The sequence below is a fragment of the Streptomyces sp. NPDC053048 genome, assembly GCF_044547045.1.
Classification (GTDB): Bacteria; Actinomycetota; Actinomycetes; order Streptomycetales; family Streptomycetaceae; genus Streptomyces.
Genome location: NZ_JBITZS010000018.1, coordinates 26,170 through 45,514, shown reverse-complemented (window position 1 = coordinate 45,514; position 19,345 = coordinate 26,170). Strand labels below are relative to the sequence as shown.

The window sequence follows — 19,345 nt, the reverse complement described above, 5'->3', positions numbered from 1 at the left end:
GGCCCGCCATCTGCCCCCGAAAGACGGCGGGCCCCTTCCCGACAAGGAGTCCATCCCCATGACCGACATCGACATCGTCAACTCCGTGACCCCGGACTTCCGGCCGCTGCTCGACGTGGACCAGCTGAGCCGGTGGACGCTGGACCGGCAGCGCGAGCACAACACCGACACGGCGCACTACGAGGCGGCCCTGGCGGCCTTTCAGACCGCCCTGCGCAAGCAGCGGGTCGACGGCGACGGCCGGTGGTCGCCCGTCCTGCGGGCCCGGAAGGTCGAAAAGCACCTCAAGGCCCTGGTCAAGGCGTCCCGGCAGGCTTCTGCGGCCGCGGAGTCCCTGCGCACCACCTACGCCACCCACGTTGCCCTCGTCGAGGCCCTGCCGGGGGAGCGCGCGAAGAAGGATGCGGAGAAGGCCGCGAAGAAGGCACACCGCCGGCAGGCGGTCGGCGCACTGGCCGCGAAGTCCTTGCACAAGACGACGCTCGCCATGGCCCCGCACACCCCCGAGGACGGCCAGGACGGCGAAGCCCCTGGTCAGCCGCAGCCGGCCGCGCCGCCGGGCGGGGAGCTGAGGGGCATCAACGACCTCTTCGGCGGCGGCCGGAAGGGAGCCTGACGCCATGGCGACGATCAAGGAAGCCCGGGCAGAGAACCGGCTGCGGCACGCGCAGCAGCGCCAGGCCGAACAGGCCGCCCGCGGCCCCAAGGGGGTCGCGGCGGCCTGGTGGGACACCGCCCGGTCGATCTGCGTGAAGCGGGCCGCGGCGGGCGACGAGGAGGCGTGGCACGAGCTGACGCGCTTCCTCCAGAACTTCTGCGCCCGCTACCCGCAGTAGTCATCACTCTCATCATCATCACGGCGGACGAGCCGGATCGGGCCTCCCAAGGCGGGCGCGCGGGCGCATGGGCGCGCGGGCGCGCGAGGATGCCCGGTCCGGTGACTGTCTGTCAACACCTCTGGAGAAACCCGTGGATGACGACAACGACGGGACAGTGATCACTTTCCGTTCTCGGGACGGGGCTCCACCGGGGCTCCCCCCGCTTCCCGGCGCCGCTTCTCCGGCGGCGCCTGCCGCCCCGCCGCCTCCGGACGATGAGCCGGACGATGACGGGGCGGCTCTTCTTCCGGCGCGCACCCGCCGGTCGGCGGCCGACTCCCTGGCGACTCTGGTGGCCGAACCCCCGGGCCTACCGCCCCTCCCCGCCCCCGCGGCGCCCGCCGCCCTGCGGTCCGAGGGAACTGGCGACGCGGCAGACGAAGACCCGGAGGGGCCCGGGCTGGGAGCCCTGGGGCTCTCCGCGGCCCTCGCCGTGGCGCTGGCGGCGCTGCGCGGCACCTTCACCGTCGTGCAGGACTGGCGCCAGCAGCGCCTGGAACGCGCCGCGGAGACGGCGCCGCTGCGCGAGGCCCGCCTCAAACACCAGCTCGCCGCCGAAGAGGCGCGCGCCAAGCACGGTCTGGCGATGCAGGGCCTCGGCGACAAGGCCGCCAAGCGCTCCGCCAAGGTCCCTGGCAGCCACGAGTACGGCCGCAAGTCCCTCGCCGGCGCTGGCGGCGGGGGCCGGGGCTCGGGCGCCGGCCGCTCCGGCGGACACGGTTCCAGCGGCGGCAGCAAGGGGTCCGGCGCCGGGCCGGGCCGGGCCTCGAAGTCGGGCCCGGTTGGCTCTGGCGGCTCCAAGGGCTCGTCGAAGCCGTCTTCGGCCTCGACGGGGGCCCGCACCGGCGGCCACGGCGCGGCTGGAAGGAAGGGCGCGGGGGCGAAGTCGCCGTCCACGGACGGCAAGGGCAAGGGCATCAAGTCACCGACCGGCGGCAAGGCGCAGAGCTCGCACGCTTCCAGTCCGGCGCTCGAGCGGGCCAAGGGCCGCAACGAACGGGCCGCGGCGCGGCAGGCCGCCCGTCAGGAACGGCGCGGTGCCCGGCAGGCCGTCGCCCTCGCCGACCGCTCGCAGGCCCGCGGGCAGGCCCGGGAGCGTCAGCAGGCCGCGAAGGAGGCCCGGCGCGCGGCCAAGGAGACCCAGGCCAAGGCCAAGAGGGAGAAGAAAGAGGCCGCGGGCGAGACGGACCGCACCACGCTGGGCCAGGCCGTCGGGGAGGAAGCCCAGCGCCGGCTGGCCAAGCGGCGCAGGAACCTGGCCCCGCCCGTGGTGAGCAAGGTTAAGAAGCCGAAGAAGAAGGACCGCAAGGCCAAGGGCGACGGCGACAACGACGGCGGCGGCGCGGCCGACGAGACCGCCCCGAAGGTCGATCTCACCAAGAAGGCCAAGCCGGACCGCAGCGCAGCAGCGCCCAAGGTCGACCTGACCAAGAAGAAGCCCAAGGCGGGCGGGAGCGGCAGGAAGAAGGCCCGGGTGAACCCGAAGACGCCCCCCGGGGCGGGCGGGCCGTCTGCCCGTCGCAAGGCCCGCCGCAAGGAACGCGCCCGCCGGATGCAGGAGAAGGCCAAAGCCCGGGCGACGGCCGAGGAGAGCACCACCGATCCCGGCGGCACAGGCGCCGACTGGGGGTTCTGGGAACCCCCGCCCCGCGGAGAGCGGCGCAGCGCCTGGGACTCGATGCGGACCGCCGCCGACGACGCGGAGACCGTGTGGACCGTCGAGCGGACGGACTACCCGGGCACGCAGGCCCGCCGGTGGGAGCCCGCCGCGGTGACCGCGGGCACCCCGGCCCTTCCCCGGAGCACCGGCAGCACCCACACCACCACAACCACCGTGAAGGGGGCGCGCGTGAGCGCAGCACCATCCGGCACTCCCGCGCTGCGGACGATGGCGTCCGCCGAGCACCTGACGGAGGTGACCCTCGACGACGTCCTGGACGCCCTGGTCGACTCCAAGGACGAGTGCCTGACGACGTACGACGAGTGCGCCGTCCTCGCCGACCGGGCGTCCAAGCTGCGCGACGCGCTGCGCGAGCTCGCCGTGGAGCTGGCGCAGCGCAACAACATCATCGGCAGGCTCACCTCGGCCGCGATGGACCGGCTGGCGGAGTCCATGGACCTGGTCAAGGCCAAAGCGGAAGAGATGCGCACCGAGTCGCTGGCCGCCTCCGAGGCCGTCGAGGTCGCGCACGACGAGATGCACGACGCCTACCGGCCTGTGCAGCAGGCCACCCTCGACGCCGGGCTGGTCATGCCCTCCGCCCGCATCCACAACGAGGACTGACGATGACCGACCTGATCCCCTACACCGCCCCCCAACTCCCTGCGCGCGGCGAGAAACTCTCCTTCATGACCCTCGCCGCGAAGGTGACGACCCTGACCGCCTCGGCGCTCGCTCTCAAGGAGCGTTTGCACCTCCTTCAGCGCCGCATGGAGAAGGACGCCGCCGACGCCGACCGGATCGCCGAGATGTGCGCCGAGGCCGAAGTCGAGCCCCGCTTCACCGCACTGATCCACGAAGCGGCCAAGGCGCTGCGCAACATCGCGAAAGCCTCCGGCTCGCTGGCCGGCGCAGCCGACGCGATGGCCGCTCACGCCCAGGGCTTCGACGAGGCGCACGAACGCGAATACCGGGGCATCTACGAGCGCGTGCAGGCCTCCGACGTACAGCAGGCGAAGCCGGGCTTCTACCGCAAACGCTGAGTCCGCATCACGGCTCACGCACCCCTGAGGGGCCCGGCGAACCTCGCCGGGCCCCTCCCCTCACTCCCCCTTGTTCACCCCGTGCCCGGGAGCACCTATGACCACCGAGATCGTGAAGGCCGACGAGGCCGCCCCCACCCCCGGGAAACGGGGGCTTACACCGAAGACCGCCCGCCGCCTGGCAACCGCGGAACGCGTCCTGTACGGCGCGGCCGGAACGTGGGCCGCACTCGGCCCGCAGCTGGACCTGCCGTGGTGGGCCCACGCCCCCGTGATAGCCGTCGGTGGCCTGTCCGGCCGGCGCCTGTGGAAGCGCACCGCCGACGACAACGGGCCCGGGCTGCTGCTGTCCACCCTGCGCGCCCTGCCCGTGCTGGGCTGGTCCGGCGCCTACACCTCCGGCCTCCTCGCCCCCGTGGCCGGCTACGCCGAGGGCTGGCCGCTGCTCGCCTCGGCGGCCTGGACGCTCGTGATGGTCCCGATGATGCCCTGGACACGCTCACGGGGCCTGGCCCGCGCCATCGAGCAACTCCCCCAGCAGACCGCCGAACCCGCCACCGTGGTGGCCGCGCCCACCACGTTCGAGGACCACGTGCGGCAGATGTGGCAGCGCTCCCCGGCGACCGGCGAGACCACCCTCGAAGCGATCCGCCAGCACACCCCGGGCCAGGCGGACTTCACCGCGCTGATCCTCGCCCCTGCCGGGCAAGCCGTCCCCTCCACCGTGACCCCCGCCTCGGTCGGGGCCGCCTTCGACGTGCCACCGCCCGCCGTGATGCTCCTCGACGCCGACGGATACGGCCCCGGCCGCCTCATCCTCCACGTCACCCCCACCCAGCCCCAGCAGGCCACCCGCAAAGAGGGCCTGCCCGGGCTGTGGGAGGAACGCGTCTCCAACCCGGGCGGCGCAGCGCCGGGCATGCACCTGGTCGACTACCGCATCAGCGAGGACCGCGTCCGTATCCTCATCGAGGCCGGCAAGGACCAGCTGATCAGCCTGCCCCGCCTCAAGCTCGCCCGCGTCCTCGACATGGACGACCCCGAGCTGCTCATGGTCGAGACCGACGGCCTGGCCCGCGGCGTGGTCACCGTCTACCGCGAGCACCCGCTGATCAACATCCGCGAGGCCACCGCCGAAGACCTGACGATGGGCCCGGACGGACGGATCACCATCGGACTGCGCCACGACGGACGGCCCTTCCGGATGCCGCTGTACGACCCGGAGATGGGCGCGCTCACCGACCTCGCCGTCGGCGCCATGGGCTCCGGCAAGAGCGTCTTCCTGCTCACCGTGCTGATCGCCGAACGCCTCAGCGGCGTCATCTCGCTCGTCGCCGACGCGCAGTCGGGCATGTCCCTGCCGGAGGCGAACGGACGGGTGCGGCACTTCGGCGCCGGCCTGGCCGCCATGGGCGCCACCCTCGCCGGGGCCTGCGCGGTCGCCGACTACCGCGAGAAGATCAGCGCCGCCAACGGCTGGGGCTCCTTCGTCCTGGGCGACCCGTGGCGGCTGGCGAACGTCACCCTCGACGAGATCAACCTCGCGATCGGCGAGCACGCCATCTGCCCCAAGGAGTTCTCCAAGTGGCTCGTGATGATGATCGCGCGCCTCCAGCAGACCGGCCGCAAGTTCGGGTTCGGGATCCGCTTCGCCGGCCAGTCCATTCACGTCGCCGACCTCGGCGACGCCGAAAAGATCCGCGCCAACGCGAAACAAGGCACGGTCTGGATGGGCCGGGTGAACTCCACGATGACGCAGTCGATGGCCACCGACATGGTCAACGACGGCACCGAGATCACCCCCATCCGCCGCTTCTTCGGCTCCGTCTCCGAAGAGCTCGAAGCCGCCTGGGACGGCAAGGACGTTCCGCCCGGCCCGATCACCGCGGGCATGGCCTGGGGCCTCCAGGGCGGCCGCGCCACCCTCATGCGCGTCTTCAAGGCCCTCAAGAAGGACAAGACCTACCCCCACCTGATCACCCTCTTCGAACGCGCCCCCAGCATCCCCGGCTTCAGCCCGGAGGAAGACGCCGTCTTCCGGCACGCGTACGCCGAAGCCCTCCTCGCCGGCGAACGCTTCCTCGCCGGCGAGGACCCCGACGGCGACAGCGACGACGAAGACGGTGAGGGCGGCAAGCGCCGGCGGAAGAGCAAGAACCCCGGTCTGGCCACCCCGCCGCCGTCCGTCCCGACTGCGCCGAAGTCGATCAAGGACCAGATCCTCGAGGCCCTCGCCGACGAACAGCCCCACCGCACCCGCGAGATCCGCGCCGCCGTCGGCGTCGGCACCCCCGACGGGCCCGCCGCCGGAACGGTCGACAACTGGCTCTCCAAGCTCGCCGCGGCCGGCGACGTCATCCAGCCCCGCCACGGCTACTGGGCCCTCACCCCGCGCCCCTGAACACCACACGCGCCCCGCCGGGCCCGGAGAACACTTCCGGGCCCGGCCGCCTCCTCGACAAGGAGCTCAACCCATGGAGCACGACCAGCCCACCCCGGCCACCCACCGCCCGCCGCTCAGCGAATCGGAAGCCGCCGCCGAAGCACGCCGGATCATCGCCGAGGCATACCGGGAGCCCTCGTCCATGGCCACCTCCTACCGCGACCCCACCCCGACCCCGGCCATCGGCCCCACCCCGCCCGTCGCCCAGCCCGACCAGCGCATCGTGCCCGCCTGGGCGGCCGGCGTCGCCGTCGCCTCCATCGGCGTCGGCGCCGGCATCACCGGACTCGGCTGCGGCGCCTGGCTCCTCCTCAAAGGCCTCGCCGCGGTCACCCTCTGGGGCGTCCTCGCCGTCGTCGCGCCGTTCGCCGGCATCGCCATGGTCGCCACCGCCATCGGCGCCGCCATCGCCATAGCGAAGGCCAGCACCTCCCAGCACATCTACCAGGGGACCGTCATCAACAACAACGAGGTCACCACCCACACCCGCGGGCTCCTCTTCCGCAACCGCACCGAACTGCACAACTAACCCACCACCTTCCAACGCCCGGCCAGACCCACCACACGACGGAGGAACACCAGATGCTCCACCTCATCCGCAGCAGCACCAAGCGGCAGCTCCTCAGCACGATCGGGGAGCTGCACGACCGATCCGTCTCCGAGAAGAACCGCGCGATCACCGCCGAACACCGCATCCAGCAGACCCTGCAGCTGCTCGACGAACTCGACATCCCCCAGAACCACGCCCTGCGCGCCGTCCTGACCGGCGAACCGCACAACGGCGAGCCCGCGCTCGCACCCGTCCTGCCCCTGCCCTTCACCTTCCGCGATGCCTACAGCAGCGCCCCCCGGCTCCTCGACGAGGCCGCCGCGGTCACCCGGCTCCAGGCCCTCGTCGGCGACGCCGGCAACACGCCGGACGAGCTCCGCGAATACCTGCTGCGCTACGCCGCGCTCGCCGACCGGCAGGCCGAGAAGACCGGCGACCAGCACGACATCGAGGAGGCCGAGCGCACCGCCGAGCAGCTGCTCGGACACGACCGCCAGCACGACGTCACCGCGGGCCTCTACGGCCACGACCACCCGGTGTGGACCCACCACGGCGGCCGCGGCTACGTCCGCCAGGAGTACGCCACTTGGTACCCCGACCGCCTCAGCTAACCCACCCGCACCCCTCGCGAAGGGAAGCCCGTGACCCTCTTACAAGACGTCCTCAACCGCTGCGGCCGACGCTGCGGATGTGAAGGAGCTTGCGGCCGGACTCACCCGGCCGGCACCTGTAACTCCGCCCGCGAACTGACCGCCGCCCCGTACCCCGCCCGCGCCACCGACTTCCAGAACGCGAACGTCCCGCAGACGGACCTCCGCCCCTGGTGCGGCCCCTGCTGGAACCACGCCCGGGACCGTGCCCGCAAGCGCGCCGCGGAATCACGTCAACTGCAGCTTGCGAAGGCACAGTGGCCCCTGTTCGAGATCACCTCGGGGAGCGCCACGTGACGACTACCGACCCCCGCCTCGACGCCCGCCTCGCCGAAGCCGACGGCACCGTGCACAAGGAGATCGAGCGCAGCGAGCCCAAGGCCAGCGCCATCTTGAGCGCCTTCAGCCTCCCCCTGGCCGTCCTCGTCGCCACCATCCCCGGACACCACCTCCCGCCGGCTGCCGCCGTGCTCGTCGCCATCGGCGCCCTCGGGCTGGCTGCTGCCATGATCGCGGTCCTGCTCACCATCCGGCCCCGCATCACCGGAGCCCCCCGCGGGACGTTCCTCTACTGGGCCACCCTCGACCCGTCCCGGCCCCAGGACCTGATCGACGACCTACTCGACGACCACCGTGCCGAGGACGTCATCCGGCTCGCCAAACTTGCCCGCGAGAAGCACCGCAGGACCCGCCTGGCCATCAACACCACCGTGGCCGCGCTCGTCGCCCTCGACCTGGCCCTCCTCGCCGCTCTCCTGTAGCCGCAGCCTCTACCGGTATTCCTGCCCCCGCTGACCGTACGGGACGGCAGGATGAAGCCCGGAGCCGCCGACACCGGCCCAGGCCTCGCGGTCACCTCGGCCAGGACCATCACACCTGGCCTCCGCCACCCATCCGATAGGAGCACCCCGTGCACTGGACCCCGACCACGCTCGTGCAGATCGACGAGGCTACCGACCGCGACCGCGCCAGCGACGGCCACTCCCGCTACGGCGTCTACCTCCGCCAGCAGGAGCCGAAGAAGTGGTTCCTGGACGACGATGAGGCCCGCGACCCTGGCGTCTTCAGCCGGTTCGCCTGGGCGGCCGGCACCGGCCCCGTCATGAGCCCGGCCTACGCCGTTGTCCGCCCGGACCTCGACATCCGCCTGACCCGCGCAGAGGAAGACGGCTCGCTCCTCGTCCTCGTCGACGTGCGCCTCCACCATGACGCTCTCACCAAGGAGCACCGGCCCCCCTATCGGGTCGCCACGTGGGAGACCGCCCACGTCCTAGGCGCCGACGACTACCCTGCACGCATCGAGCCGGAGAACGAATCGAAGACCGCGCTGCTGCTCACCGCGACCCTGCGCGTCTCCGCCGCCCAGTGGGCCCTGTGGGAGCCGTCCGGCGAACTGGAGGGCGAGGCTCTGACCGACGATGCCAAGAACGCCATGAAGCGCCTGGCGGAGCTCATCAACACCCACGTCGGCCCGAAGATCGCCGCCCTTCTTGGCAACGAGGCCGGCCGCTGGCAGTAGCCAGGCCACCCTTACGGCATCCCCCGGATCCTTCCTCGTCTCCACCCTGCTGTCGGTGAGCCCTTCGGGGCAGTAGATGCAGGCATCCCAACTCGGCTCACCGCCGGACGCCGGACTCCGCACGAGGGAGCGACCACAAAGGTCCTGCCCTGGTTGACTTCAACCGGGGCAGGACCTTGTTTGCGTTCTGGGGGCTGCGGGGGCAGAAGTGTCCCGCGCGGGACACCTAGCTCAGCTCAAAGTGTCCCGCGCGGGACACTTTGATCCGCTGCCGCTAGTAGCTGCGGGTCAGTCGCCAGCGCCTTCGTCCCCCTCTAGCTGCTTCAGCTCGTCCAGGATGTCGCGAGCCAGCAGGCGAGCGAGCTCGGGATCCGAGCGCACTGCGGTGCGCACCGAATCGCGGTCGTAGCGACCGGCCTGGAACCGAACAACAGGTACAGGAGTGGAAAGCGACTGGCGGTCGTCTTCCTCCTGCTCTGCCGCGATGGCCAGGTCCAGGGAATCGCGGGCTTTCAAGAGTGTCTTGTGGTCCGTTGCACCCATCTTGGTTGCCACCTCCCACACGCGACGGCAACGCGCTGCGTCATGCTGACGCAATACAGGGGCGAGGACATCCACCTGCTTGGTACTCAGCTGCCCGGGGTTCAGTGGGCGCAGGGCGTCTGCGACAGGCTCCTCGTTGACCATCCGGTAGGCCTGGCTCTTGGAGATCCCCATATGGCGGCACCAAGGATTGAACCCACGGAACGGCTTGTTGGTCTCCGGGTTCACATCGTCCTGCCACGCCTTCGTGCGGTGAGCCAGCCGTATGGCCGGCCCGGCGTACCGGAACAGGGTTTCGTTGCCATAGTGCTCAATGGCCTTATGGACCGTGAGGGCCGCGTCGATGCGAAGCGCACATGCCTGAATGATGGCGGCCGGGTCCGCGCTCTCGTCTGGCAGCTTTGCATCAAGATTCGTGCGGACCTGCTCGGGGAGCTGGAAGAGCACCTTGTCCGGCTTGGGTGCTGGCGTCTTCTCGTCAGGACGCTTCGCAGGGCCTTGCTTCGTGCTGTGGTTACCGACGTCGTTGGCGCTTACCTTCAAAGCCACTACGCCGTCACCCCCGCCTTCGCTGCCTTCTGCTTCTGCTTTGGCGTCTTGGCAGCAAGTTGCGCACGCAGCTTCGTGAGTTCGTCCTGCAGCCGATCGGTGCTGTGCAGCGACAGTTCGTTCGCCAGGGCCAGGAAGTCAGCGCGAGCCTGGAGAGCTACCTGGTTGGCTTTGTACTGGGTGCAGACCTGGCCGTTGGCCGACGCGTTTGTATGGACGCGGTAGCGCCGAATCACAGTGTTTGCCACTTCCCAGCCGTTGTCGGCACAGAAGCTGCGTGTGTCATCGACGTAGACCTCGCCCTCTGCGGGGGGCCAGTTGTTGATGACCACGGTGAAGTCCTTGCCATAGGGCTTGAGCACCAGCTCGATCGTCCGCCAGGTGGCGTTGAAGGACTGCGGCTCTGTGACCATCGGCACGATGACGTGAGTGGCCTGATCGAGGATCGCGCGGAGCATGTCGCCCAGCGGTTCTTCGGACAGCGGGTCCATTCCGGCCTCGACCTGCTCCGGCTTCAAGGGGATGAAACCCGGCGTGTCGACGTAGACGTATCGGTACGGCCAGTCCTTGAGGTCGTTGATCGCATCCATATCGTGAGCGATGTTGATGACGTCGAAGGGCTGGTCAGCCATGCGGTTTGCCCACCAGAGCGCATCGGACTGCGGATCCCAGACCGCCACGGCTACCTGCGCATCACCGTTCTCGTCGCGGCCATACGCTTGGGCGTTGACGGCGGCGAGGTTCATTCCGATGAGGGTCTTGCCGACCCCGCCCTTCTGGGCGAATTGCACGCGGACTTCTGCCACGTTTGTTCCTTCCGTATGTTTCCCCGCACGCCAAAGCGATTGGGTACTGCGGAGTGTCGTCAGCTTGGTTCGTTGCTCATCGGGAGCACCTACTGCGGACGACGAAGACACACTCTTTCATGCTGGTCAGTAGAGGACGAAGACAGACACCCAGAAGCCTTCCCAGCCGGGCATGGAACTCGGGCTTGCAGTCGAAGGACGTTGCCGCGCGAGCCGGATTCGTGTACGGGGCGGGTCTACGGACGGGTACTGGTGTCACCGTTTGGCCCGGGCGGCGGGGCGTACGGCCGGGGCCGGGGTGAGCAGATACTGGAGGGCCTGGGTGATGTCGTCGGCAATTCGGTCGGGTGGCGGCATGGAGGCGGGCCAGGTGCGTCCGCGTCGGATCCAGATGGTCCGCAGTCCGGCGCGCTGGCCGCCGATGGCGTCAGCCTCGGGGGAGTCACCACAGAACCAGCCGGCGGTCAGGTCGGTCCCGCAGCGCTCGGCGGCTAGGGCGAAGATCCGGGGAGCCGGTTTCCGGACGCCTGCCTCTTCCGAGATGACCCAGCCGTCGAGGTACTTCGTCAGCCCGGTGTGCTCCAGGGCGGCCGTCTGTGTGCGGGTCAGGCCGTTGGTGACGACGCCGACTCGCCATCCGGCGGCGCGCAGGCGCGCGAGCTGGTCGAGGACGTGTTGGGGGCAGCGGAGGAAGGACGGGTAGCGCTGCTGGTACTCGTCGTGCAGGGCGTCGGGGCTTTCGTCGAGGGCGAAGTACTCTCGGACCTCGGCGAAGAACTGGTCTTTGGGTTTGAGGCCGTCGGCGTCGGCTCCGACGAGCCAGTCGACGGTGCCCGGGCCGAGTCCTCGGTCCCGGGCGAATTCCTCCGCCCAGTGCCGCAGGCCCTCGGCGCGGTCAAGCAGGGTTCCGTCCAGGTCGAAGAGCGCCAGGGGCGGCGTCGGTCCGGTGCTGGCTGGGTGGGCGGCTTGCTGTCCCCTCGGTGCATGCACGAAGGGGACAGTAGTGGCTGGGTCGGTCGGGGAGGGTCAGATCATGGAGACGCCAGCCCAGTGCTGTGCCTGTTCGAGGGCGGGGGGCCAGGGAAGTACGCCCTGCCGCCAGGCGGCGATGTGGATGCCCGCCGCGGCGGTCCACGCGGGAAGCTGGTCGGGCAACGGCTGGAGGTCGGTGTACCCGGCCAGGAGGACTACGCCGCGGCCGCGGCCGACTTCCTCAAGCAGGCCACCGCGTTCCAGAAGAAGGGCCTTCACGCCCTCAAGGTCTACGGGCCCGCCCCGGTCTGCCAGATGTGCGCGACCATCACCGTGCCCGGCGACAAGACGTTCAAGGGCTACTGGTGGTGCCCACAGTGCAAGGCCACCCGGGGTGATCGCAAGCCCCCTTAGGGTTGGCATGACGAAGGGGCCTCCCAGATCTGGGAGGCCCCTTCGCTGTACTCGATTCGGAGGCTGCCTGTGCGGGCTAGCTGCCGAGAGTGATGGGGTTTGCCGGGGTTCCGTTGGACAGCAGCCTGGCGACGAGGTCGCCGAGCTCGCCGGGGTAGACGGTCTCGCTGGTCGTGCGGAGCTCGTTGACGGTCCACCAGCGCAGGGAGCGGATCGTGTCGGGCAGAGTGGCTCGGGCGAGGTTCGCGGCGCCGGTAGCGAGGCGAGCGAGGTAGTACCGCTCGACCTGGCGGACGGTCTGCCCTCCGACCTCATGCTCTTGGCTGCGCTCGGCGACCTGCGTGCCGAGCTCGGCGTCATCGACGCCGAGCTCCTCGTGCAGCTCCCGCCGGAGGGCGGTCTGGTGGTCCTCGCCCTCGTCCAGTGACCCGCCGGGCGTCGCCCAGAACCCCCCGCCCTCGTCGTAACGGAGGAGAAGAACGCGGTCCTGGTCGTCGAGCGCGATGACGCGAGCCGCTTGGCGAATGGGTGGGGTCATGGGGTCAGTGTGGCCCGTTCGACGAGGTAGTCACCGATGCATGCGGCGTCGAGCCCGGACGCCTGGAACGTGGCCAGGGCGTGCGCGGGCGTCTCGACGATGGGTTCTTGCTGGTTGTAGCTGGTGTTCAGCACGACGGGGACACCGGTGATCCGGTGGAACTGCTCGATCACTCCGGCGAACGCCGGCGCGTGGTCGGGGTTGACGGTCTGGACGCGCGCGGTGCCGTCGGCGTGGACGACGGCCGGGATCGCGTCGGTCTGCTCGGGGTGTACAGGTGAGGCGAGCAGCATGAACGGGGACGTGCCGCCGTCGAGGTCGAACCACTGGTCGGCGTGCTGCTCCAGGATGGCGGGGGCGAAGGGCCGGAACGGCTCGCGCTGCTTGACCCGGCTGTTGAGGGCGGTGGAGCTGTCGGGGGTGCGGGGGTCGGCGAGGATGCTGCGGTGGCCGAGCGCCCGGGGTCCGAGTTCGGCGCCGCCCTGGAACCAGCCGATGAGCTTGCTGTCGGCGAGCAGCTGCGCGGCGGTGGCCGCGATGTCGGACTCTCGGCGCCACTGGAACGGCGTGCGGCGGCGTTCGACGAGTCCGGAGCGCGGGTCACGGCGGAGGGCCTGCTCGATCTCGGCGTCGGTGTACGTACGGCCGAAGTAGTCGTGGGTCAGGGGGCGGCGGGGGAGTTCGCCGGTGAGTCGGTGCCACCCGTACAGGGCGCAGCCGAGGGCCTGGCCGCGGTCGGAGGCGGCCGGGGGTGCGAAGTAGCCGGTGACGGCGGGGTGGCGGCGGAGTTTGTCGGCGGCGACGCAGTTGAGGGCGACGCCGCCGGCGAAGCACAGGTTTTGCGATCCGGTGGTGGTGATGACCTGCTCGGTGAGCGCGAGGAGGATCTGCTCGGTCTGGGCCTGGAGGTAGGCGGCCAGGTCCGCGCCGTGCAGCTGGTCGCCGCGGGTGTCGGGCGGGCCGACCTGCCAGCCGGTGCGGGTGGCGAGGTCGGCGATGCCGCGGGCGTGGGTGTGGCGGAGCCGGCCGTGGACGTGCGTGCCGTCGAGGTCGAAGAGCGGGTCGGGGAAGGCGTTCGGGTTGCCGTAGGCGGCGAGGGCCATGGTCTTCCCGGCCTCCTGCTCGTGCCAGCCGAGGTAGTTGGTGACGGCCTCGTAGGTCGCGCCGATCCCGCCGGCCCGCCGCCGGGTGGGTGCGTTGCCGCCGATGCGCTCGATGCCCTTGGGGGTGGCGGTGTAGTGGGTCTCGGTGTCACCCCCGTTGCCGCCGCCGTCGACGACGAGGACGGTGGCCTGCTCGAAGGGGGAGAGGCAGTAGGCGGTGTAGGCGTGGCTGAGGTGGTGGTCGACGGGGACGGTGCGGTCCGGCCAGATCCCGAAGTGGCCCAGGTGGGTCTCCTCCCAGGCGGGTGGTTCGTGGCCGATGCCGCTGACGGCGATCAGGTCCACGTCGTCGAGCTGGAGGCCGGCGGTGTGCAGGCAGTACAGGAGGGCGGCCTGCCAGCCGGGGCTGTAGCGGGTGCGGTTGAGGCGTTCCTCGCCGATGGCGATGGTGGTGTGTTCGGTGATCAGGGCGGCGCCGCCGTCGTGGCCGAGGTTGAGGCCGACGACGCAGGGGTTGCGGGTGCTCATGACGCGGCTCGCAGGGTCGGGCTGTCGGTCAGGGGGTTCCACAGGATGGTGCGGGCGTCTGGGGTGCGGTGGAGGGCGCCGAGCTGGTAGAGCTGCACGGTGCCGTGCCGGTAGTCGAAGGGTTCGCTGGCGGGGTGGCCGAAGGCTTCCAGCCCGCCCAGCTGCTCGTAGGCGCGGGCGAAGAGCGGGTCCTGCTCGGGGTTGCGGGCGACGGTGACGTCGGTGGGGTCGCCCGGCACGGTGACGCCTGCGGCGCGCAGGTGCTCGGCGACCTCGCCGAGGACGTCGCGGATGCTGGCGTGGTCGGTGTCGATGATCAGGGGCGGGGACGGGCACAGGCTGGGGGCGATGTGTGTGTAGAAGTGGTGCAGGCGCTCCAGGAGGTCCGCATCGAACCACTGGCGCCAGCGGGGGAGCTCGGCGGCGCCGCCGCGGCGGCGGAGGCTTTCGGCGGGGCTGACCAGGAGGATGACGGTCAGCACGCGCTCGGGCAGGGCGGGGGCGACGTGGCGGGCGTAGAAGTCGCGTGCGGTGCGGTAGGGCAGGGAGTCCTCGGCGTGGGTGGCGTAGCAGTAGGCCAGGGCCCCCAGGTGGTTGCGGTCGCACAGGATGAGGCGGGTGGCGGGGTCGGCGGCCAGGCGCGGCATGGCGCGGGCCTTGGCCTGCTCGTGCCGCAGGAACCACAGGGAGTGTCCGGCGGGCGAGGGGTGGGTGGGGGCGTCGAGCCCTTGGGCGAGGCGCGCGTTCGGCTCGGTGAACCAGGCGGCGGCGCTGCCGAAGTGCGGGATCAGGTGCGCGAGGACGGACGTCTTTCCGGCACCGGGCGGGCCGTCCACGGCGAGCACGGGCACATCAACGGCGGGCATGCTGCTCCTCCTGGTGGTGGGGCTCAGGGGCGGTGGTGGTGGCGGCCAGGGCGAGGGCGAGCTCTTCGACGCGCAGGGCTAGGGCGGCGCTGGTGGGGAGGTCGGCGGGGTGCTGGCCGGACAGCCGCTGGCCGACGGCGTTCCACATGGCGGTGAACGGGTCGCCGAACCCGGCGTTCCTATCGAGGCTGGGGCGGGTGGTCAGGCGGGTGCCCGCGGCGGGTTCGTAGGGGCGGGCGAAGTCGAGCGTGGCGGTGAAGTCGCCGCCCGCGAGGTGGATCTGCTCGCGGAAGTCCCCGGGGGTCGCGGGCACGATGGCGAGGGTGAACAGGGCGCCGGCGCGGCCGTGGGCGGTGGCGGTTAGCCCTTGGCCGTGCGCGGCGAGCGTGCACGCGCCGGGGCGGGCGTCGGGGACGGCCAGGACGAGGGCGGTGAGTAGGTGGTAGCCCTGCCACAGCAGGATCCGCAGCGCGGCCAGTTGGTCGTCGGACAGGTGCGCCGGGGTGGGCTGGGGCGGGTCGGCGGCGAAGGTGTACGGCGCCAGCCCGGGCGGGAGCACCGCGCGGCGGGCGGCCTCGTCCGCCCCGTCTGCCTTGATCAGCCATCCCCCGGCCGGGTCGGGGACGGCGGCCAGCAGGGCGTGTAGGGCGGGGTCGTGGGCGCGCATCGCCCCCACCTCCAGCAGCCGCCCGGCACGGCGTGCCTTGCTGATCAGGGCGCGGGTGCGCTCTACGTCCAGGCTGACGGGCTTTTCGGTGAAGACGTGCAGGCCGGCGTCGAGGGCTTGGTCGATGAGGGTGTCGTGCACGCCGGTGAGGACCGCCAGCATGTCGGCCCCCTCCAGCAGTTGCTCGGTGCTGTGGGCGATGCGGGGGACGGCGAAGCGGCGGGCCGCGAGGCGGGCGCGCTCGGGCTCGCGGTCGTGGACGGTGACGATGTCGAAGGCGGGGTGGTCGGCGAGGGTGGGCAGGTGGAGGCCGAAGGCGGCCGCGCCGCAGCCGGCCACGGCTACCCGCCACTGCCGGGTGGGGTGCGTCATGAGGTGACCTCCGCAAGGCTCCAGCGGCTTACGGCGCTGTGCTGGGCGCGCTCGGCGATCTCGCCGACGGGCAGCGCCCGCAGCGCCGGGTTGAACAGCTCGACGGAGACCGCCCCGGTGTAGCCGACCGTGGCCAGGGCCTGGCCGAAGGTGCGCCAGGGGAGGGAGCCGTCGCCGGGGAAGAGCCGCATCTCGTCGGTTGCGTCCTGAGGGGTGACGCCGGTGGGGAGGTCGGCGATCTGGACGTGGCCGACGGCGCCGTCGCCGAGGCCGGTGATGTGGCCGCGGTGGGCGCCGGCCGCCGCCCAGTGGAAGGAGTCGACGAGGACACCGACGTCGGTGCGGCCCGTCTCCTGGATGAGGCGGGCGAGGCTGGGCAGGTCCCCCAGGACGAGGTGCTCGCCGGTGAGCTCGGGCGGCAGGCCGCGGGTGACGCTGACGGCCTCCAGGGCGAGGCGGACGCCGTAGGGGGCGGCGGCGTCGGCGAGCTGGGTGATCCGGGAGCGGGCGCGGGCGAGCGCGTCGGGCCGGGGCCAGCTGGAGAAGGGGTTGAGCACGATCGTTGCTGTCGGGCAGCCGAGGGTCTGGAAGGCGGCGAGCCGGTGGGGCAGGTCGTCCAGGAGCTCGGCGTACTGCTCGTCGGGGATCAGCAGCGGGGCGGGCAGGACGGGCCCGGCGGGCAGGATGCCGGAGGCCGCGACCGCGCGCAGGCCGTGGCGGTCGAGCATGTCGCGGATCTGCTGCGGGCCGTGCGCGACCACCTGCTGGATGGACACCTCGACCGCGGTGAAGCCGGCCTGGGCGGCGAGGGTGAGGAAGCGCGGCAGCGGGATGCCGCTGAGGGTGGCCGGGTTCAGGCAGGCGGTGAACTGCGGCACGGCGGTGGGCACGGGGGCGTTCATGCGGTGGCCACCTTTCCGGCGAGCAGGGCCTCGCGCAGCTCGTCCAGGTCGCCCATGACCTCGTCGACCGTGCTCTGCACGAGGGCCTGCGGCAGGGGCTGGCGGCTGCTGCTCTGCACGATGACCTGCCACGGGTCGTGCAGATCACGGCCGGACTGGGAGACCAGCGCGACGGCGACCGCCCGGTTGGTGCTCGCGTGCAGGCGCTTGGCGACCTCGGTGGCCGCGAGGTTGTAGAGCTTGCCGACGTGGTAGACGGGGTTCTTGCCGGAGACGCCTTCGGCCGACCAGGGCCGCAGCATGCTGATCACGCCGTTGGCCCGGTTACCGCGGCCGACCACGCCCTCGTCGCCGGACTCGATGCTCGACCCGGTGGCCGTCAGGTAGAGCTCCGGCCGCTCGTCGACGTCCCGTGTGTTGACCGAGACCGTGATCTGGTGGTTGGGCGCGATCCGGGCGGCCTGCTCCTCGATGATCTGCCGCACCTGCGTGCGGCGGGCGACGTAGGTGTCCAGGTCCGGGGTGTGCCGGGCGATCTGCGGCACGCACGCGGTCAGGTGCACGCGGCGGCCGTTGCGGGCCACCATGAGCTTGATGTCCGTGCCGTAGTACCGGTGGTCGCTGCGGAACGCTTCACCGCACAGGTGGTTCTCGATCCCGAGGGCGAGTTCCTCGGCGACTCCGAGCGGTGCGTATCCGACCCCGGCGGAGGTGTCGTTGGCGAACGCGCGGTGCCGCTCGGCCAGGTCGTCGAGGCTGCGCGGGGCGAACCAGCGTTGCCGGGCGGCGTCTGCCTGGGCGGACGTGCCGTCCACGGCTCCCGGGCTGGACGCCTGGGTGAGCCGGGGCCGGACGTCCACCCACATCCCGGCGTCCAGCAGCGGCAGCGCGTCGGCGAGGTATTCGCGGGCGGCCCGGGTGACGATGTCCTCGACGGGAATGCGCTCGTCCCCGAGGCGGGGCGTCATGCGGCCGTTGACCATCACGATGATGGGGGTGGTCATCTCGCCGTGCCCGAACCGCACGTTCGCGCTGCCGCCGAGCAACGCGGTCTTATCGGTGTTGTGGTGCAAGATCGCGCCGAAGTAGTCGCGGCAGTAGTGGCTGTAGGCGCGGGAGATGGCCTCCGCGACGCCGTCGGCCAGGGTGTCGGGGTGGCCGGCGCCCTTGCGCTCGACCAGCTCCACGGGGGCTGATGACAGGCCGGTGGTGGTGATGATGTCCATCAGACGGTGCGCTCCTTCTCCTTCTTGGTGACTTCGGACAGGTCGGCCAGGGCGATGGGACGGCGGCCCAGTAGGCGCAGGCGGCCGCGCTCGGCGTGGTACGCGCCGATGCGGGTCAGATCGCGGACCGACTCGACGGCGCGGGCGCGGTCCAGGAATGTCCACGCCTGCACGAGGCCGGTGACGGCGTCCTTCACGGCGGCGCGGCCGGCGCGGATCGCGGCGGGCTCCACGCGCACGCTCAGGTGCATCCGGGCCACGCAGATGCCGTGACCGATGCCTTGGGCGACGTAGTACCGGGCGGTGGTCTCGCGCCGGTAGATCGGGTGGGTGACCACCGCGGCGGGCTCGATGAGGGTCTCCAGGCCGTGCTGACGGGCCCGGTCCACGAATTCCAGGTCCTCGCAGTCCAGCCGCCACCGGCCCGTACGCCCCAGGTCGGTGCGGAAGAGCCCCAGCTCCATGGCGGCCTTGCGGTCGAAGAGCAGGTTGCAGCCGGTGACCCAGTACGGCCACGCGGCCGACGTGCGGTCGGCGGGCCAGTCGACGGCGCCGTGGCACTCCCGCAGTGCCGTCGTCAGCGGCACGACCTCCCCCTGGGGGTACTCCACGATGGTGCGGCCGCCGACGGCGAACACGCCCTCCTGCTCGGCGCACGCCACCAGGGCCTGAAGCCAGCCGGGGGCCGGGACGATGTCGGGGTCCGTGATGGCGACGAAGCGGCCACGGGCGGCACAGATCCCCCTGTTGCGGCCGGCGCTCAACCCGGGCAACGGCTCGTAGAGCACCCGCAGCGGGAACGGCCACGGGCCGCTGCCGTCCAGCGCCCGGCCGATCGGGCGCACCGGCCCCGGCGGGTCGTTGTCGACGATCACGGCCTCGAAATCGGTCAGCGTCTGCTGGCCCAGGGCCTCCAGCAACATCAGCAGCGATGCGGTGTTGCCGCGGGCGCTGACCACCACCGACACCAGCGGGGCAGGGTCCTGCATCGGCTCCTCCTCGGGCGGTACGAGCGGGACGCCGCACATGTCACCGCCACCGGCACCGCCGGGGATAGAGCCGGGCTGTTGCGGACCTGTTGCGGACCTTTCCGCGAGCGCCTGCACGGTGCGTGAG

At 71.5% G+C, this 19,345-nt stretch carries 20 protein-coding genes; 10 read left to right on the top strand and 10 right to left on the bottom strand.

All coding sequences use genetic code 11. The features are described from left to right. Nucleotides 1-58: 58 nt before the first annotated feature. The 9 genes from ACIG36_RS32795 to ACIG36_RS32755 all read left to right on the top strand — a co-directional run bounded on the left by ACIG36_RS32795 (nucleotide 59) and on the right by ACIG36_RS32755 (nucleotide 8,743). On the top strand, nucleotides 59-616 hold the full coding sequence (locus ACIG36_RS32795; RefSeq protein WP_399936085.1) for a hypothetical protein: 558 nt from the start codon (nucleotides 59-61) through the stop codon (nucleotides 614-616). Nucleotides 617-620: 4 nt separating this feature from the next. Next, entirely contained in the window at nucleotides 621-836 is a 216-nt protein-coding gene (locus tag ACIG36_RS32790) for a hypothetical protein (RefSeq protein ID WP_399936083.1), read from the top strand. Nucleotides 837-1,170: 334 nt separating this feature from the next. After that, nucleotides 1,171-3,162, top strand: coding sequence for a hypothetical protein (locus tag ACIG36_RS32785; RefSeq protein ID WP_399936081.1), 1,992 nt, complete (start codon nucleotides 1,171-1,173; stop codon nucleotides 3,160-3,162). Nucleotides 3,163-3,164: 2 nt separating this feature from the next. Continuing rightward, on the top strand, nucleotides 3,165-3,581 hold the full coding sequence (locus ACIG36_RS32780) for a conjugal transfer protein TraB (RefSeq protein ID WP_399936080.1): 417 nt from the start codon (nucleotides 3,165-3,167) through the stop codon (nucleotides 3,579-3,581). Between the two features lie 97 nt (nucleotides 3,582-3,678). Continuing rightward, the gene (locus ACIG36_RS32775) at nucleotides 3,679-5,982 is read left to right on the top strand and encodes a hypothetical protein (RefSeq protein ID WP_399936078.1); all 2,304 of its coding nucleotides are present in this window, start codon (nucleotides 3,679-3,681) and stop codon (nucleotides 5,980-5,982) included. Nucleotides 5,983-6,055: 73 nt separating this feature from the next. Next, nucleotides 6,056-6,553, top strand: coding sequence for a hypothetical protein (locus ACIG36_RS32770; protein WP_399936077.1), 498 nt, complete (start codon nucleotides 6,056-6,058; stop codon nucleotides 6,551-6,553). Nucleotides 6,554-6,606: 53 nt separating this feature from the next. After that, entirely contained in the window at nucleotides 6,607-7,185 is a 579-nt protein-coding gene (locus ACIG36_RS32765; RefSeq protein ID WP_399936075.1) for a hypothetical protein, read from the top strand. Between the two features lie 332 nt (nucleotides 7,186-7,517). Then, complete coding sequence (locus ACIG36_RS32760; RefSeq protein ID WP_399936074.1) at nucleotides 7,518-7,985, top strand: Pycsar system effector family protein; 468 nt, start codon at nucleotides 7,518-7,520, stop codon at nucleotides 7,983-7,985. A gap of 149 nt (nucleotides 7,986-8,134) precedes the next feature. Continuing rightward, nucleotides 8,135-8,743, top strand: coding sequence for a hypothetical protein (locus ACIG36_RS32755; protein ID WP_399936071.1), 609 nt, complete (start codon nucleotides 8,135-8,137; stop codon nucleotides 8,741-8,743). Nucleotides 8,744-9,031: 288 nt separating this feature from the next. Here the strand turns inward: ACIG36_RS32755 and ACIG36_RS32750 are convergent, their stop codons facing one another. From ACIG36_RS32750 to ACIG36_RS32740, 3 genes are all read right to left on the bottom strand, one after another. After that, complete coding sequence (locus tag ACIG36_RS32750; protein WP_399936068.1) at nucleotides 9,032-9,835, bottom strand: hypothetical protein; 804 nt, start codon at nucleotides 9,833-9,835, stop codon at nucleotides 9,032-9,034. Beyond that, nucleotides 9,835-10,641, bottom strand: coding sequence for a ParA family protein (locus ACIG36_RS32745; protein ID WP_399936065.1), 807 nt, complete (start codon nucleotides 10,639-10,641; stop codon nucleotides 9,835-9,837). The genes ACIG36_RS32750 and ACIG36_RS32745 overlap by 1 nt, the downstream gene beginning before the upstream one ends. 255 nt (nucleotides 10,642-10,896) lie before the next feature. Next, complete coding sequence (locus ACIG36_RS32740) at nucleotides 10,897-11,631, bottom strand: HAD family hydrolase (protein ID WP_399936062.1); 735 nt, start codon at nucleotides 11,629-11,631, stop codon at nucleotides 10,897-10,899. A gap of 120 nt (nucleotides 11,632-11,751) precedes the next feature. Between ACIG36_RS32740 and ACIG36_RS32735 the strand changes: the two genes are divergently transcribed. After that, a complete protein-coding gene (locus ACIG36_RS32735; protein ID WP_399936059.1) occupies nucleotides 11,752-12,027 on the top strand; it encodes a hypothetical protein in 276 nt (91 codons plus the stop codon). Nucleotides 12,028-12,103: 76 nt separating this feature from the next. On the opposite strand, the gene ACIG36_RS32730 is transcribed toward ACIG36_RS32735, so the two are convergent. Genes ACIG36_RS32730 through ACIG36_RS32700 form a run of 7 tightly spaced genes read right to left on the bottom strand, consistent with a single transcriptional unit; the run spans nucleotide 12,104 to nucleotide 19,218 of the window. Then, entirely contained in the window at nucleotides 12,104-12,565 is a 462-nt protein-coding gene (locus ACIG36_RS32730; RefSeq protein ID WP_399936056.1) for an NUDIX hydrolase, read from the bottom strand. Then, nucleotides 12,562-14,196 carry a carbamoyltransferase gene (locus ACIG36_RS32725; RefSeq protein ID WP_399936053.1) on the bottom strand — a complete coding sequence of 545 codons (1,635 nt, stop codon included), beginning with the start codon at nucleotides 14,194-14,196 and terminating at the stop codon, nucleotides 12,562-12,564. The genes ACIG36_RS32730 and ACIG36_RS32725 overlap by 4 nt, the downstream gene beginning before the upstream one ends. Beyond that, nucleotides 14,193-15,062: an AAA family ATPase gene (locus tag ACIG36_RS32720; protein ID WP_399936051.1), complete on the bottom strand. Its 870-nt coding sequence runs from the start codon at nucleotides 15,060-15,062 to the stop codon at nucleotides 14,193-14,195. Before ACIG36_RS32720 ends, ACIG36_RS32725 begins: the two co-directional genes overlap by 4 nt. Continuing rightward, nucleotides 15,049-16,101, bottom strand: coding sequence for a Gfo/Idh/MocA family protein (locus tag ACIG36_RS32715; protein WP_399936048.1), 1,053 nt, complete (start codon nucleotides 16,099-16,101; stop codon nucleotides 15,049-15,051). The genes ACIG36_RS32720 and ACIG36_RS32715 overlap by 14 nt, the downstream gene beginning before the upstream one ends. Further along, the gene (locus ACIG36_RS32710) at nucleotides 16,098-17,003 is read right to left on the bottom strand and encodes a sugar phosphate isomerase/epimerase family protein (RefSeq protein WP_399936046.1); all 906 of its coding nucleotides are present in this window, start codon (nucleotides 17,001-17,003) and stop codon (nucleotides 16,098-16,100) included. The genes ACIG36_RS32715 and ACIG36_RS32710 overlap by 4 nt, the downstream gene beginning before the upstream one ends. Next, nucleotides 17,000-18,229, bottom strand: coding sequence for a methionine adenosyltransferase (locus ACIG36_RS32705; protein WP_399936043.1), 1,230 nt, complete (start codon nucleotides 18,227-18,229; stop codon nucleotides 17,000-17,002). Before ACIG36_RS32705 ends, ACIG36_RS32710 begins: the two co-directional genes overlap by 4 nt. After that, on the bottom strand, nucleotides 18,229-19,218 hold the full coding sequence (locus ACIG36_RS32700; RefSeq protein WP_399936041.1) for a glycosyltransferase family 2 protein: 990 nt from the start codon (nucleotides 19,216-19,218) through the stop codon (nucleotides 18,229-18,231). Before ACIG36_RS32700 ends, ACIG36_RS32705 begins: the two co-directional genes overlap by 1 nt. Nucleotides 19,219-19,345 lie beyond the last annotated feature (127 nt).

Excerpts from the sequence above, each read along its gene's own strand:
- ACIG36_RS32795 (WP_399936085.1), top strand. The coding sequence starts at position 59 with ATGACCGACATCGACATCGTCAACTCCGTGACCCCGGACTTCCGGCCG.
- ACIG36_RS32790 (WP_399936083.1), top strand. The coding sequence starts at position 621 with ATGGCGACGATCAAGGAAGCCCGGGCAGAGAACCGGCTGCGGCACGCG.
- ACIG36_RS32780 (WP_399936080.1), top strand. The coding sequence starts at position 3,165 with ATGACCGACCTGATCCCCTACACCGCCCCCCAACTCCCTGCGCGCGGC.
- ACIG36_RS32775 (WP_399936078.1), top strand. The coding sequence starts at position 3,679 with ATGACCACCGAGATCGTGAAGGCCGACGAGGCCGCCCCCACCCCCGGG.
- ACIG36_RS32770 (WP_399936077.1), top strand. The coding sequence starts at position 6,056 with ATGGAGCACGACCAGCCCACCCCGGCCACCCACCGCCCGCCGCTCAGC.
- ACIG36_RS32765 (WP_399936075.1), top strand. The coding sequence starts at position 6,607 with ATGCTCCACCTCATCCGCAGCAGCACCAAGCGGCAGCTCCTCAGCACG.
- ACIG36_RS32730 (WP_399936056.1), bottom strand. The coding sequence starts at position 12,565 with ATGACCCCACCCATTCGCCAAGCGGCTCGCGTCATCGCGCTCGACGAC.
- ACIG36_RS32725 (WP_399936053.1), bottom strand. The coding sequence starts at position 14,196 with ATGAGCACCCGCAACCCCTGCGTCGTCGGCCTCAACCTCGGCCACGAC.
- ACIG36_RS32720 (WP_399936051.1), bottom strand. The coding sequence starts at position 15,062 with ATGCCCGCCGTTGATGTGCCCGTGCTCGCCGTGGACGGCCCGCCCGGT.
- ACIG36_RS32715 (WP_399936048.1), bottom strand. The coding sequence starts at position 16,101 with ATGACGCACCCCACCCGGCAGTGGCGGGTAGCCGTGGCCGGCTGCGGC.
- ACIG36_RS32710 (WP_399936046.1), bottom strand. The coding sequence starts at position 17,003 with ATGAACGCCCCCGTGCCCACCGCCGTGCCGCAGTTCACCGCCTGCCTG.
- ACIG36_RS32705 (WP_399936043.1), bottom strand. The coding sequence starts at position 18,229 with ATGGACATCATCACCACCACCGGCCTGTCATCAGCCCCCGTGGAGCTG.
- ACIG36_RS32700 (WP_399936041.1), bottom strand. The coding sequence starts at position 19,218 with ATGCAGGACCCTGCCCCGCTGGTGTCGGTGGTGGTCAGCGCCCGCGGC.